The 15,374-nt window shown below is 48.8% G+C and carries 10 protein-coding genes; 5 read left to right on the plus strand and 5 right to left on the minus strand.

Features of this window, described 5'->3' with window-relative positions; all coding sequences use genetic code 11:
- Positions 1-26: 26 nt before the first annotated feature.
- The 3 genes from CFT61_RS07035 to CFT61_RS07045 all read right to left on the minus strand — a co-directional run bounded on the left by CFT61_RS07035 (position 27) and on the right by CFT61_RS07045 (position 6,219).
- On the minus strand, positions 27-3,203 hold the full coding sequence (locus CFT61_RS07035; protein ID WP_089543759.1) for a SusC/RagA family TonB-linked outer membrane protein: 3,177 nt from the start codon (positions 3,201-3,203) through the stop codon (positions 27-29).
- Positions 3,204-3,515: 312 nt separating this feature from the next.
- Positions 3,516-4,799, minus strand: a complete 1,284-nt coding sequence (locus CFT61_RS07040) for an L-cysteine desulfidase family protein (protein ID WP_089543760.1) — start codon at positions 4,797-4,799, stop codon at positions 3,516-3,518.
- Between the two features lie 13 nt (positions 4,800-4,812).
- Positions 4,813-6,219 carry an aminopeptidase C gene (locus CFT61_RS07045; protein WP_089543761.1) on the minus strand — a complete coding sequence of 469 codons (1,407 nt, stop codon included), beginning with the start codon at positions 6,217-6,219 and terminating at the stop codon, positions 4,813-4,815.
- Between the two features lie 200 nt (positions 6,220-6,419).
- Here CFT61_RS07045 and dxs point away from each other — a divergent pair, with 200 nt between their 5' ends.
- From dxs to CFT61_RS07065, 4 genes are all read left to right on the plus strand, one after another.
- The gene (gene dxs / locus CFT61_RS07050; RefSeq protein WP_089543762.1) at positions 6,420-8,315 is read left to right on the plus strand and encodes a 1-deoxy-D-xylulose-5-phosphate synthase; all 1,896 of its coding nucleotides are present in this window, start codon (positions 6,420-6,422) and stop codon (positions 8,313-8,315) included.
- A 27-nt stretch (positions 8,316-8,342) separates the two neighbouring features.
- Positions 8,343-9,686, plus strand: coding sequence for a Trk system potassium transporter TrkA (trkA, locus tag CFT61_RS07055; protein ID WP_089543763.1), 1,344 nt, complete (start codon positions 8,343-8,345; stop codon positions 9,684-9,686).
- An 85-nt stretch (positions 9,687-9,771) separates the two neighbouring features.
- Positions 9,772-11,229, plus strand: a complete 1,458-nt coding sequence (locus tag CFT61_RS07060) for a TrkH family potassium uptake protein (RefSeq protein ID WP_089543764.1) — start codon at positions 9,772-9,774, stop codon at positions 11,227-11,229.
- A gap of 67 nt (positions 11,230-11,296) precedes the next feature.
- Positions 11,297-12,259 (plus strand): type I phosphomannose isomerase catalytic subunit, encoded by a 963-nt coding sequence (locus CFT61_RS07065; protein ID WP_089543765.1) that lies wholly within the window; start codon positions 11,297-11,299, stop codon positions 12,257-12,259.
- 87 nt (positions 12,260-12,346) lie between these two features.
- Here CFT61_RS07065 and CFT61_RS07070 read toward each other — a convergent pair whose 3' ends face one another.
- Positions 12,347-13,351: a DUF4435 domain-containing protein gene (locus CFT61_RS07070; protein ID WP_089543766.1), complete on the minus strand. Its 1,005-nt coding sequence runs from the start codon at positions 13,349-13,351 to the stop codon at positions 12,347-12,349.
- A 16-nt stretch (positions 13,352-13,367) separates the two neighbouring features.
- Positions 13,368-14,183: an AAA family ATPase gene (locus tag CFT61_RS07075; RefSeq protein ID WP_089543767.1), complete on the minus strand. Its 816-nt coding sequence runs from the start codon at positions 14,181-14,183 to the stop codon at positions 13,368-13,370.
- A gap of 174 nt (positions 14,184-14,357) precedes the next feature.
- Here CFT61_RS07075 and CFT61_RS07080 point away from each other — a divergent pair, with 174 nt between their 5' ends.
- Complete coding sequence (locus tag CFT61_RS07080) at positions 14,358-15,302, plus strand: DMT family transporter (protein WP_089543768.1); 945 nt, start codon at positions 14,358-14,360, stop codon at positions 15,300-15,302.
- The last annotated feature ends 72 nt before the right edge of the window (positions 15,303-15,374 follow it).

Consider the following 15,374-nt stretch of genomic DNA (forward strand, 5'->3'; position numbering starts at 1 on the left):
TTCCTTTCTATAATCTAAATGATAAGTTAGAATGTTACACTAAGACCGAATGAGAATGTCTTTGACAATGGATATGTCTTACCAATCTCACCGCCATAACCTGCTCCAATCAGCTCTGGATCACCAGCCTCTGTGAAGTTAGTGATGGTGAAGAGGTTCTCTCCAGATACGAAGAAGCGAAGATTCTCAATATAAGCTTTGCTTGTGATAGACTTTGGCAAGGTGTAACCGATGGTGAGGTTCTTCAGACGGCCATAAGCAGCATTCTGCAAATAGCGGGTCTGAGTCTGGGTATTACGACCACCACCCCAGTCTGCACGTGGGTAGTATGCACCCTTGTTGTCCTCACGCCAGTAATCCTCGTGGAACTTGAAGCCGGTAGCCTGCCACTTACCAGTACCGATAGCACCCCAGAATACGGCACCACCTGCTGCGTAATCACGCTTGAGGGTTCCCTGGAAGAACACCTTGATATCAAAGCCCTTCCAAGCTGCATCGAGGTTCAAACCGAAGTTATAGCGAGGAGTAGAGTTACCGATGATGCGGCGGTCGCCAGATTTGTCGGCTGTACCCTCACCACCATTGATCTTGCCGTCGCCATCGAGGTCTTTATACATGATGTCACCAGCAGTCCAGCCACTTCCGAGTGCGCTCTGGTCAACCTTTGCGAGGTGCTTGTCCATCTCATCCTGGCTCTGTGCGATACCGATTGTGGTATAACCCCAGATGTCTCCGAGCTTAGCACCAGCATAGTATGAACCGAGCTTCTTAGATGGGTTAGGATACTTGTCGATGACCACCTGGTTATCACTCAATACGAGAGATGCACCATAGCTTACCTCACCGATTACGTCACGCCAGCCAATCTGGAGATCCCATCCCTTAGATGTCATATCAAGGTTGTTCACCTTTGGAGGATTGGCACCGAGGATAACAGGCAACTCAGGAGCAGGACCTACCATGTCGAATGTCTTGCGCTGATAGTAGCCGAACGATCCGGTGAGGCGGTTATTGAAAGCACCCCAGTCGAGACCGATTTCCCATGTACGGCTCTTCTCCCATGTAAGAGTAGAAGATACGAGACCTGGCTGTGAAGCGGTATTTGGCTTAGCGCCATTGATCAACCAGTTGCCACCCTGAGAAGAGAAGCCGATGGTTGGATAGAAAGGATACCAGTTGTCAGTATTCTGGTTACCCAACTGACCCCAAGAAGCACGGAGCTTCAATGTGTTTACGTAATCAGTCAATGGCTCCCAGAACTTCTCACGGGCAATGTTCCAACCTGCAGAGAATGATGGGAAGAAGTTCCAGCGGTTCTCGCGGAGGAAACGTGATGATCCATCATAACGGAGGTTAGCCTCGAAGAGGTAACGGCCTGCGAAGTCGTAGTTGATACGGCCGAAGAAGCCGGCTGTTGTCCATGAGTTATAAGCACCACCTACACTTGGCTTGGTGGTTGTTGTATCGAGAGTAGGAAGACCAGACATGATACCGTTCTGCTGTGCTTTCATATTGCGCTGGCGGAACCACTCACTCTGGAAACCACCCATTACCTTCATATTATGCTCGCCAAATGAACGGCTGTACTCAGCAAAGAGGTTAGGGTTGAAATAGTTCGACTTGAATGAATACTCATACACGCTTGATGTTGCGTTGGTATCTACATAAGGATTGTTGTCGCAGTCGTAAGCGTATGTGGTCTGCCAGTCACGGTGGTTGAACTCTGTAACAATACGGTAGTTCAACTCAGCATTCAGAGTCAGACCCTTTACAGGTGTAGCAACAAATGAAAGCTGCTGAGAGAGACGGTCTGCCTGATTCTTGGCACGGCCACCATTCTGAAGACGTCCGATGTAAGACTCTGGCAACCAGTTGCCATTAGGATCGGTAGTTGGTATAATAGGCCAGTAACGGCACATGTTGTGGAAGAACACATCTGTACCATTGATCAAATCACCAGGAGAATCGAAGTCCTGACGTGAGAAACGGGTATTATAGGTCATGCGCAACCAGTTGGTTATCTGTGCGTTGATCTTACCAGTCATGGTATAGCGCTGCATGCTATCATCACCATGACGGAGGAGACCACCACGGTTGAGATAGTTGCCTGATACATAGTACTGCAAACGATCATCACCACCATTGATACTCAAGGTATGCTCCTGAGAGAAGCTGGTACCAAACTGCTCCTTGAGCCAGTCAGTATTACCAAGAGGCAAGAGTGGCGTATTATCCCAAACCTCCCAACGGTTGTTGCTGTTCTTGAACATCTTCTGCATGGTAGGATCGCTCTGAGCCTTCTTGATCTGCTCAAGCTTCTCATCTGTAAACCAGACACCTGCACCGCTACCTACAGATGCATCGTTCATGTACTTAGCCCATGTATAAGAGTCCATCATCTCCGGCATATTGAGTGGAGAATCAAAACGGAATGAGTTGTTGTAGTTAATAGAAGTCTTACCCTTCTTACCACTCTTGGTAGTAATAAGGATTACGCCACCGGCAGCACGTGAACCGTAGATGGAAGAAGCAGAAGCATCCTTCAATACAGAAATGTTCTCGATGTCCTGTGGGTTGAGTGCGTTCATATCGCCCTCCATGCCGTCGATGAGCACGAGTGGAGATACAGAAGAACCGGCACCGATAGTACCTGTACCACGGATATTAAAATTCTTGGTTGAATTAAGAGTACCACCACTGCTTGGTGTAGAGAAGTTCATACCGGCTACTGCACCCTGAAGAGCGTCAACAACAGAGTTGACTGGGCGAGCACCGAGGGTCTTGGAATCAACGGTAGAAACGGCACCAGTGAGGTTTACCTTCTTCTGAGTACCGAAACCGACAACAACGACCTCATTCAGAGTCTTGTTGTCTTCCTGCATGGTTACATTGATGGCACCACCCTTCCATACCATCTCCACTGGCTCGAAGCCAATGTAGCTGATACAAACGGTTGCACCATGCTGAACATCAGAAAGCACGAACTTACCATCCAAGTCTGTGATGGTTCCACCCTGCTTTCCCTTAACTGTAACTGTAGCACCAATTACTGGCTCACCTGTAGGGTCAATAATGGTACCAGTGCATTGTCCGTTCTTGGACTGATTAGTTTCCTGGATACGAGTCACCCCCCCATATGCGTGAGTAGGAGTCATACCAAGAGCCATAATCATAGTACTTACTGTGAATAGTTGTCTAATCATAAGATATAGTTTAAAAAATGTTATTTGGTCCAATCATTTAATTCAGCCGATGTTATTCGGCTTACTTATTTAAGTTAGCCAATGTTATTTAATTCATTTATTTAAGTTTGACGCTGCAAAGATATACTATTTTTTAATACGAACCGGTTTTTAATGAAACAAAATTCATTATTTTAATACTTTTTAAGTAAAAAGTAAGAAAACATTCTAAAAAAAGGCTCACAAGAGTAATTCTTGCGAGCCTTTTTTATCTTCTAGTTATAAATGATGTAAAATCTACACTTCTATTTATTTATGCGTCATGATACCTATTTATTTATGCGTCATGATATCAAGCACCATATCATCGGTGGTCTTCATCGCATCGGCACCGATAGAGGTGAGGTTGTGGATACACTTATCCACATCATCATCCACGATACCCTCGGCAGAAGTTACGCACTTACCCTCCATGGAAAGAAGAGCAGAAAGCAAGGCTGTACTCACACCCGATGAAATCTTCAGGGCACAGCTTGGCTTAGCTCCGTCGCAGATCATACCGGTAAGGTTTGCCACCATATTCTTGACAGAGTTGCAGATACGGGTAAAATCACCACCCATCAGATAGGTGATACCGCAACTGCTACCCGTGCTGGCTACCACGCAACCGCAGAGAGCTGAGAGTTTACCCAGGCTCTGCTTGATATAGATAGCCGTTAAATGACTGAGCATCAGGGCACGAATCAGCTCCTCCTCTGTATTCTCGTTTTCCAAGGCATAAACCACCACAGGATTGGTGGCACAGATACCCTGGTTACCACTGCCACTGTTACTCATCACCGGAATCATGGCTCCACCCATTCGGGCATCACAGGCAGAAGCGGTGCGGGAGAGGATATGCGAGAAGATGTTGTTGCCGAAGATACCACGACTCAAAGGACGATCCATCGTCTTACCCAGACAGTGACCATAGTTGCCCTTGATAGATTCCTCGGCAGCCTTCATATTATATTCCTTGGTCTTGAGGATGAAGCGAATCTCATCAAGCGGAGCGGTGGTTGCGAATTCGTAAACCAAGCGGAGATTCAACTGGATATCGTCATCCTCCACATCAGCCGCAGCTCCATCACGCTTGTCGAAAACCACCTCACCATTGCGCTCTACATACACAAAGTTGGTATGAGAACCGGCAATGATAGCTGTAGCTCTGCCGTTGCCGGCATAGCAGATTACCTCGATATAGAGTTTATCTACATCGCCCTGCTTCAGCTTGATGTTGATGTCTGCATTCTGAATATACTGTTTGCCCAGCTCCAGGGTATCAGGAGTAAGATCCTTGAGAACCTCGAGTTCATACTCAGGCTTTCCGATGAGGGCACCGAGCGAAACTGCGATAGGCAGACCGATCATACCGGTTCCTGGAATACCCACACCCATCGCATTCTTGAGCATATTAGGACTCAAGCGTACCTCGATGCGCTCCGGACGCTTACCCAGAGTGGTAGCAGCCTTAGCTGTACAGAGAGCCACAGCCATCGGTTCGGTACAGCCGATGGCAGGCACAACTTCCTTGTTGACGAGCGCAATGATGCGCTCCCGCTTATTTTTCTCTAACATAATAAGATAGGTATTAATCCTCCAACTGGAACAAAGGATCATCAGGAGTCAACATGGTTGGCTTCTGGTCGAATTCCTTCAGAAGCTGCTCAGAAGCATACTTCTTGTTTACTACCAGGCGGAACATGTACTCGTTGAACCAATCGTTGGTCATGATGAAGCATCCACCAAAACCATTGTCAGCACCCCAGCTGTTCTCCACCTTCCACTTCACAGGCTTGCCGGCAGCATCGAGATCTACCGCAGTCAGAGTCATGGCATGGGTAGAACCGCTCTCGAAAGTAGCGATGCGGTCTGCCTTGTTCATTGGGAATGAAGTGTTGAAGAGGCTGGCATAATCGAAGTTGTCGAGTGCCAGATAGCCACGCTTTCTGTCGAGCTGCTTGCCCACATCGTAGCTGGAATACATCTTATGACCATCCTTCAGGGAAGCGATGGCGAGCTGCGCAATCTCCTCCATAGGCAGGTTCAGGTACTTCCAGTTATGACCATCGTAGGTGTGGCGGTCGTACTCTACCTCGTATGTCTTGTGATAAGGACGGCGTGGGTCGTTCATCACCATCAGGAAGGTACCGTTGAGGTCCTTGCCAACAGTCTCCTCATAGAAACTCTTAGGAGTATATTTCTTAGCCTCGCCTACCTGCTTGCCATCCTTGTCGCGGAATGCATAGGTAAACTCCTTCACAGGCTCACCCAGAGTAAGGCTGAGCATGTGATAAACCTGGGCCAGCATCTCGGTCTTACGAGCCTGGATAGCAGCAGGTTTCTTGCCCTGGGCTACCATCTTGCGGAGCTCGAGACCATACTCACGGAGCTTGCTGCTGATGAGACGGCTCATCTTGGAAGTATTGTTGCTGGAATAAGTCTCTGGCTGAGCGCTCATTGGTACGAGACCGTACTTGCTAGCCAGGTCAGCAACACCGCAGAAAGTACCACCGTCATTGAGCGGATTCTTGAAGAAGAACTGCACCTGAGGATCCTCCAGGCTCTTCTTGCCGAGGTCGATGACACCCTGGAGCATCAGGTTAGCCTTCTCCAGCTGATCGTAGAAGAAGAGATAATCCTGAGAGAACTCTACTACTCTACCCTGCTTGTCGTTGACAGCAAAGTTGGAACGGAGTACATTGAAGCCGCTGAACATCCAGCAGCGACCGGAACTCTTCTGGTTATGGATGCTCTGAGAAGGAGTCTCGATACTGAAATGAGTATCTACCGGAGCCTCATTCGCATGATTCTTCACGAGATCATCGATGTTGTTGCCAGCGATAGCGTTAAACAAAGCCTTGTTGGTCACACCGCCAGTCTGGCTTTTCTCCATCTGCTGGAGCATAGTCTGATTGATGCCGCCATTCTTGGTCTGCGCCATCATCGAGAGGGAAGCCATCATCAAGGCTCCCACAAAGAACAGGTTCTTTTTCATTTATTTAATCTTTATGTTTAGTTACTTAATTTACTGGAAAAGCGCAACCGGATAGAACGAAAGGTTCCTCTCCTTTTACTGATTCCTTCCTAATTTTTTGCAAAAATACAAAGAATTATCGAAAAAAGCGAAATTCTCCCCATAAAAATGTTATTTTATGAAAAAAAGCATTACCTTTGCACTTATAAAATTATTAAATTATGGACAAAAGTAAGTTTAGTCTGTTAAGCAACATCAAATATCCTAATGATTTGCGCAAACTGAGCATTAATCAGTTGCCAGAGGTATGCAAAGAATTGAGAGAAGACATCATCGACGAAGTGGCTGTAAATCCAGGTCATTTTGCTTCCTCTTTGGGTGTTGTGGAAATCACCGTAGCTTTACACTACGTGTACAATACTCCTGAAGACCGCATCGTCTGGGATGTAGGCCATCAGGCATACGGACATAAGATTCTGACAGGAAGACGTGAGGCATTCTGCACCAACAGAAAGCTCCATGGCATCCGTCCATTCCCAACACCGCTTGAAAGTGAATACGACACCTTCACCTGCGGACATGCCAGCAACTCTATCTCGGCAGCTCTGGGTATGGCGGTGGCAGCACGCGAAACAGGCAACAAAGACCGCCACATAGTAGCCGTTATCGGCGATGGTGCGATGAGCGGTGGTTTAGCTTTCGAAGGACTCAACAATGTATCAAGTACTCCAAACGATATGCTCATCATCCTCAACGATAATGATATGAGCATCGACCGTGCCGTGGGTGGCATGGAGAAGTATCTCCTCCAGCTTGACACCAACGAGACCTACAACAAGATTCGCTTCAAGGCTTCGCAGTGGCTCCACTCCAAGGGTATTCTCAATAATAACCGCAAGAACGGCATCATCCGGCTGAACAATGCCTTCAAGTCGGTATTAAGCCATCAGCAGAATATCTTCGAGGGAATGAACATCCGATACTTCGGACCATTCGACGGTCATGATGTAAAGGAAGTGGTAAGAATCCTGAAGCAGCTCAGAAGCATGAAAGGCCCTAAGCTGCTCCACCTGCATACCACCAAGGGCAAGGGATACGAACCAGCCGAGAAGTGTGCTACCATCTGGCATGCACCAGGTAAGTTTGACCCGGAAACCGGCGAGAGAATCATTGCCGACAACAGCAACAAGCCTCCTAAGTTTCAGGATGTCTTCGGAAAGACCCTGCTGGAACTTGCCGAACAGAACCCTAAGATCGTAGGCGTGACACCAGCCATGCCTACCGGATGCTCTATGAACATCATGATGAAGGCGATGCCAAACCGCACCTTCGACGTAGGTATCGCCGAGGGACATGCAGTCACCTTCTCGGGTGGTATGGCAAAGGATGGTCTGATTCCTTTCTGCAACATCTACAGTTCGTTTGCACAGCGTGCCTACGACAATATCATTCACGATATGGCACTCCTCAACCTGCCTGTAGTGCTCTGCCTCGACCGTGCCGGACTGGTAGGAGAAGATGGTCCTACCCATCATGGTGCCTTCGACCTGGCAGCCCTGCGCCCTATCCCGCATCTCACCATCGCTTCGCCGATGGATGAGCACGAACTGCGCAACCTGATGTATTCAGCCCAGCTGCCAGACCACGGAAGCTACGTGATCCGTTATCCTCGTGGCTGCGGTGTGCTTGTAGATTGGCGCAACAAGATGGAGGAAATCAAGACCGGTACCGGCAGAAAGCTGAAAGACGGAGAAGATGTAGCCGTGCTCACCATCGGTCCTATCGGAAACGATGCCATCCAGGCAATCGAAGAGGTAGAGAAGGAAACGAAGATGAGCGTTGCGCACTACGATATGCGATTCGTGAAGCCGCTGGATGAAAACATCCTCACCGAGGTGGGCAAGAAGTTCAAGCGCATCGTGACCATAGAAGATGGCGCAAGAATGGGCGGAATGGGATCTGCCGTACTCGAATGGATGAGCGACCACGGCTATCAGCCACAGATAACCCGCCTGGGATTGCCAGACGAATTTGTGGAGCATGGCACCGTAGAACAGCTGCGCGAGATTGTACATCTCGACCACGAGAGCATCAAGAACGCCATTATCGGAAAATAGAGCATCGAAATTTAAATATTCATCAATATGAAAATCATCATAGCTGGCGCCTATGCCATCGGTACCCACCTGGCGCGACTCCTATCGCGCAGCAAGGAGGAGATTACACTCATCGATGAAAGCGAAGAGCGCCTGGCAAGCATCGGCTCCGACTGCGATCTGCTCACCATGATAGGAAAGCCTACCAGTCTGCAGACCCTGAGGGATGCCGGTGTTCAGGATACGGATCTCTTCATCGCGGTCACCCCGGTGGAGAGTACCAACATCACCTCCAGCATCCTTGCCAAGAATCTCGGTGCCAAGCGCACCGTGGCACGTGTGGATAATCCGGAATACATGGAACCGCAGGCACAGGAATTTTTCAAGGAACTCGGTATCAGCAAGCTCATCTATCCGGAGATGCTCGCTGCCGTAGATATCAACAACGGACTCAAGATGAGTTGGGTGCGCCAGCGCTGGGATGTGCACGACGGCGCCCTCGTGATGCTCGGCATCAAGCTGCGTGAGGGATGCGAAATCCTCAACGAGCCGCTCAAGAACATCAGTGGTCCCAACGATCCTTACCACGTGGTAGCCATCAAGCGAGGCAGCGATACCATCATCCCGGGTGGTAACGATGAGCTGAAGCTCTACGACCTCGCCTACTTCATGACCACCCGCAACTACATTCCCTACATCCGCAAGATTGTGGGAAAGGAGCATTATGTGGATGTGAAGAACGTGATGGTGATGGGTGGCGGACGCACTGCCGTAAGAGCCGTGAAGAAGATGCCGGAATACATGGAGTGCAAGATTATCGAGAAGGATGAGAATCGCTGCGAATATCTCAACGATATCCTCGACGACAATCATATCCTTATCATCCACGGCGATGGCCGCGACATTCCTCTCCTCACAGAGGAAGGAATCAGAAGCACCCAGGCTTTCGTGGCGCTGACGGGAAATGCGGAAACCAATATCCTCGCCTGCCTCACCGCCAAGAGAATGGGTGTGCGCAAGACCGTGGCTGCCGTAGAAAACGTGGATTACGTGAGCATGGCAGAAAGTCTGGATATCGGTACCATCATCAACAAGAAGATGATTGCTGCCAGCTACATCTACCAGATGATGCTCGATGCCGACGTGATGAACGTCAGATTCCTGATGAGTGCCAACGCCGATGTGGCTGAATTCATCGCCAAGGAAGATTCCAAGGTTACCCAAAAACCGGTGAAAGACCTGGGTATGCCTATCGGTGTTACCATCGGTGGTCTGGTGAGAAACGGCGAAGGAATGCTGGTTTCGGGTAACACCCAGATAGAACCGGGCGACTCGGTAATGGTATTCTGCCACAACATCAATATGAAGAAAATTGAGAAATATTTCATTTAGTCTCTATATAAAGGTATATTCTATATATATAATAAGGTATAAAGACAGATATGATATATATAATAAGGTATAAAGACAAGAGGGAATGATAAACAGTAAGTTGATATACAAGATACTGGGACAGTTGCTTTTCATCGAGGCATTCCTGCTCTTCGTCAGTCTGCTGGTGGCATACTATTACCAGCAGGACGACATCTTCGCTTTCGTGGTAGCCACACTGACCACCATCGGCGGCGGACTCATCCTGAAATGGAAAGGACACGGAGCAGACAATTCGATGTCGCGCCGTGACGCCTACCTCGTGGTATCGCTCTCATGGATCATCTTCAGTCTCTTCGGCACCCTGCCCTTCATGGTCAGCGGTTACATCAATAACTTTACGGATGCCTACTTCGAGACGATGTCGGGATTCACCACCACGGGAGCCACCATTCTGGATGATGTGGAATGCTTCCCGCACGGATTGCTGTTCTGGCGATCGCTCACCCAGTGGATAGGCGGTTTGGGAATCGTATTCTTCACCATCGCCCTGCTGCCATCACTTGTAGGAGGACAGACCAAGGTGTTTGCCGCCGAGGCTACGGGTCCTATCAAGACCAAGCTGCATCCCCGACTCTCCACTTCGGCAAAATGGATCTGGAGTATCTATCTGATGCTCACCATCGCCTGCATCGTATCCTACTATGTGGCAGGAATGAATCTCTTCGACAGTTTCAACTATGCGATGACCACTACGGCTACGGGTGGTTTCTCCACCCACAACAGCAGTACCGAGTTCTTCCATTCGCCGGCGCTGGAATACATCTGTGCATTCTTCTGCTTCCTCTCGGGAGTGAACTTCACCCTGCTCTATGCAGCAGTCATCAAGTTTAAGATCAAGGATCTGTTCAAGAACTCGGAGTTCAAGTTCTATATGTTCCTCGTCACCGCCTTTACGGCTTTCATCATGGTAGAGCTGATAGCGATGCGCAACTACGATATGGAGCATGCCTTCCGCAGCGCCGTCTTCCAGGTGGTTTCATTCATCACCACCACAGGCTTGTTTAATGATGATGCAGCCCTCTGGCCTCATGTCACCTGGGTGATATTGGCAGCCTGCATGTTCTTCGGAGCCTGCTCGGGCAGTACGAGTGGAGGTTTGAAATGTATCCGCGCCGTGATGCTGGTAAGAATGGTGAAGAATGAATTCCGCCAGATTCTGCATCCTAATGCGGTACTGCCTCTGAAGATTGACGGTGTGAACGTGCCGATGCAGAAGCGGGTTACGCTACTCGCCTTCCTCACCACGTATCTCATCATCTGCCTGGTCATCTCCTTCACGATGATAGCCATGGGCATCGACAACACCAATGCCATCACCATCACCCTGAGCTGTGTGGGCAACGTAGGTCCTACGCTGGGTATGGAGATTGGTCCGACGATGTCGTGGAGCGAACTGCCGGATGTGGCAAAATGGTTCTGCTCGCTGATGATGCTCATCGGACGTCTGGAGATATTCAGCGTACTGGTAATCTTCACACCTGCCTTCTGGAGAGAGAACTAGTTTCCGCAGGAGGCAGGTACTGGAAATCCTAGACAATAAACATTTTATCAACTAATTCAATAAAATTATGAAACCATTAAAATTTGAACCGCTATTGAAGTCCACCATCTGGGGTGGAAACAAGATCATCGCCTTCAAGCATCTTGACATCAAGCAGGAGAAAGTTGGCGAGAGTTGGGAAATCTCTGGTGTTCCAGGCAATGAGAGCATCGTAGCCGACGGCGAGATGAAGGGCAAGAAGCTCAATGAGGTTGTTGCTGAATTGAAGGAGAATTTCCTCGGTGCAGATAACTATAAGCGTTTTGGAAACGAGTTTCCACTGCTCATCAAGTTTATCGATGCCAATACCGACCTTTCTATCCAGGTACATCCTAATGACGAGATTGCCAAGAAGCAGGGTAAGGAGCGCGGCAAGACCGAGATGTGGTATGCGCTGCCAAGCGAGCCGGATGCCAAGCTTTACAATGGCTTGAAGATGCAGATTACTCCTGAGCAGTACAAGGAGATGGTGGAGAATGATACCATCACCGATGCCCTGGCTCAGTATAACGTGAAGGAGGACGACTGCTTCTTTATCCCAGCCGGCAGAATCCACGCCATCGGAACAGGCTGTTTCGTTGCCGAGATTCAGCAGACCAGCGATGTTACCTATCGCATCTACGATTTCAAGCGCAAGGACAAGGATGGCAACTATCGCCAGCTCCACACCAAAGAGGCTGCCGAGTGCATCGACTACACCGTATTGCCTGACTATCGCCAGAACTACACTCCTGCCAAGAACCAGGGTGTTAGCATGGTACAATGTCCTTTCTTCACCACGGCCGTTTATGATCTCGATGAGCCAATGACGCTGGATTATTCAGAGTTGGACAGCTTCGTGATTCTGATTGGCTTGAAGGGTGAGGCTAAGATTACCGACAACGAGGGTAACGAGATTACGCTCCAGGGCGGCGAGAGCATCGTAGTTCCTGCCAGCACCCAGACATTGAAGGTAGAAGGAACCTTGAAGTTCCTGGAGACATACGTATAAGAATAAGATATCAAAATAAAAAATGCGGGCCATTTCCGGCTCGCATTTTTTATTTCGATATAAAGAGTTTATTTCTGCAATTTCATTTCAGGATGATTGTTCCAGATACTTCGCCACATCCGCCTGAATTTTCTGGAATTCCGGAGAGAACTGGTAGAAGGTGTTCTTCTTCATCATCATTTTCACCTTGCCCAGACTGTTCTCATAGCATGCCATCTCGGTGCGTGCCTGCTCGGAATGAACCGCCCTATCACGGATTTCATTCTCCCTGACATTGCGCAGGGTATCGCAGACCGTCTGCACCAAAGGGCAAACCACCAGATCGAAAAGATGATGACCCTGTATATATAAATAGGTGTTATGCTCGTTTACCCCCAGATTATTCAGATACTGGATCATATCCGGCAACTCATCCTTGAACGTCTTGAAGCGGCGCTCCAGCTGGAAAAGCTTCGCCCTCACCTTCTTGGCAAGATAATTGATAGCCTGCTGAGGGTCCTGGATTCTGACAGATGGCAATACGATGACCTTGTCGAACTCTGCCATATCAAAATGCATCGACATCTTGCGATGACGGATATAGAAGAGAAGATGCCACACGAAGAGCGGCCATATCGTACGGGAATACGCCTCCATGAATCTTTCGAAATCGAAGATATGGGTATCGTTCAGCGTCACCATCACGCAGGTTTCATGCAAACCCTTGGAATAACACTGGAAATTCTCAATGGCATAAGCGTAGGTATGGAAGATATAAGGATTCTCCAGCATCAGCTGCGAAGCCTCGGTAGTACCCTGCCGCAGAAAATCGTAGTCAGCATCCACACAGGCTATCATATCCTTGCCCACCCCCTTGAGCATATTTCCGATAGCTGCCTTCTTGCCGCGGTCGAGATGGTTGTTACGGGTAGGAAGCAGGATTTCGAAATAGCGTGTCTCATCCTCATACTTTCCCAGCACCGACCGCCAGAAGAAGACATCATCGTAGCTCTCGACGTAAGCCACTATCTTGCGTCGAGCCTTCTTCGAAGTCATCTTGTTGGCGGCCTCGAAGTAGAGGGAGTTGATATTATCGGTTAAACGTTTAGCCATAATACTTCTTTTTCACTTATATCGTGATGTCGCTCACATCCGTCACCCTATCGGTCCATCCGTCCATCACCACGGCAGGACTGTGGGTGGTCATGATGATCTGAATGTTCGGATTGAGTTTCAGCACCAGACCGATGAGCTGCTTCTGCCATTCGAAGTGAAGGCTGATTTCAGGCTCATCCATAAAGAGGACATAAGATTGGTTGTCCTCCACCAGCACGGTAAGGAGGATGGCGAGAATCTGCTTCTCACCAGCCGAGAGCTGATAAGGCGAGAGCTGCTCACCTATCTGGTTGAAGCGGATTTCGTTGGCAGTACGGATGATGGTCTTGCCGGTATCCTTGAAAAGACCATCTACGATATCCTGGAACATCTTCTTCGGTTCGCTCAGCTGCTGAGCCTTGAAGGCGGCATCCGGTTCGCCACTCTGAAGCACAGCGATGATGCGGTTGCCGATGTTTACCTGATAATCCAGATACTTGCGCTGCAGCTGGAAGAGCTGCCAGTCGAGTTCGGTAACCAGGGTAAGGTCTATCTTATTGATCATCTCGGCATTCATCAATGGTCTATCCACCGATCGGATTACATCATATCTAATCCACTTTGCCTCCTCCGGCTCCACCTTCAGATGCACGCCCTTGATCATGTGACTAGGGAATTCACCGCCAGCCGCCAGACCCTTTACCACCTTATTCAATATAGTACTCTTGCCCACGCCGTTTACACCACTCAGGATATTGACACGGCGGTCGAGGTTCCAAAGAATATGTTTGGTACCGCTCCAGAGAGATTCTATCTCTATCTGTTTGATATAATCAGCATATTTCTGCATAAGATATTCTCCTATCTTTAATCGTCAAGAACAGAAAAAGACGATAGTCTTAACTTCTTAACTTCTTTAACTTCTAAAAAATATACCGCAAATATAGCAAATTTCCTCGAATTTTTGTACCTTTGCACTCGATTTTATTCAAAATAAAGAAGATTTAAATAGAAATAAGGAAAAATGGATAACAAACGACCTCTTATCGCTCACCTGTGCCTCTTCTGTTCCGGCGCATTCTGGGGACTGATGGCTCCCGTAGGCAAGGATGCCATGCTTCACGGCATCGACGGCATCGACCTGGTGAGCTTCCGCGTATTGGGTGGCGCCATTCTCTTCTGGCTCACCTCGCTCTTCACCAAGAAAGAGCATGTTCCAGTAAAAGATATCTTCAAATTTGCTGCAGCAGGACTATTTGCCCTCGTGTTCAACCAGTGTTCTTACACCATCGGTCTGAACATGACCTCGCCTAGCAATTCCAGCATTATGACCACCTCGATGCCTATCTTCGCCATGGTTCTCTCCTTCCTGATATTGAAGGAGCCTATCACCTGGAAGAAGGCGCTCGGTGTACTGATGGGATGTGCTGGTGCCGTCATCATCATCATGACAAGTGCCACGGCTGGCAATGCCAAGGTGGGAAACATCTGGGGCGACCTGCTCTGTATGTCGGCTCAGCTTTCCTTCGCCCTCTACCTGTCGCTCTTCAAGAACCTGCTGTCCAAGTATTCGCTCTTCACCATCAACAAGTGGATGTTCCTCTGGGCAACGGTCCTGATATGGCCTTTCACCATCAGTCACGTAATGAGCATCGACTTTGCCCATGTTCCGATGAGCACCTGGTGGGAAACGGGCTACGTGGTTCTATTCGGCACTTATCTGGGCTACATCTGCATGATGATAGGTCAGAAAACTCTGCGCCCTACCGTGGTAAGTGTATATAACTATGTACAGCCGCTGGTATCAGTCACGGTGAGTGTCATCGTGGGTCTCGCCGTGTTCAAGGGTATGCAGGCCATCGCCGCCATCCTCGTATTCTCTGGCGTATGGCTCGTGGTAAAGAGTAAGTCGAAGCATGATATCGACAAGCACGACCACAGTCTGGCTTACGAGAAAAGACATGCTTAGATAGCTTTAATGTCGATTTATAAAACTGAAACTGTCCCCATCTGAGATAACAGATGAGGACAGTTTTTGTTA

The sequence above is a fragment of the Segatella copri genome, assembly GCF_002224675.1.
GTDB classification, from domain to species: domain Bacteria; phylum Bacteroidota; class Bacteroidia; order Bacteroidales; family Bacteroidaceae; genus Prevotella; species Prevotella copri_U.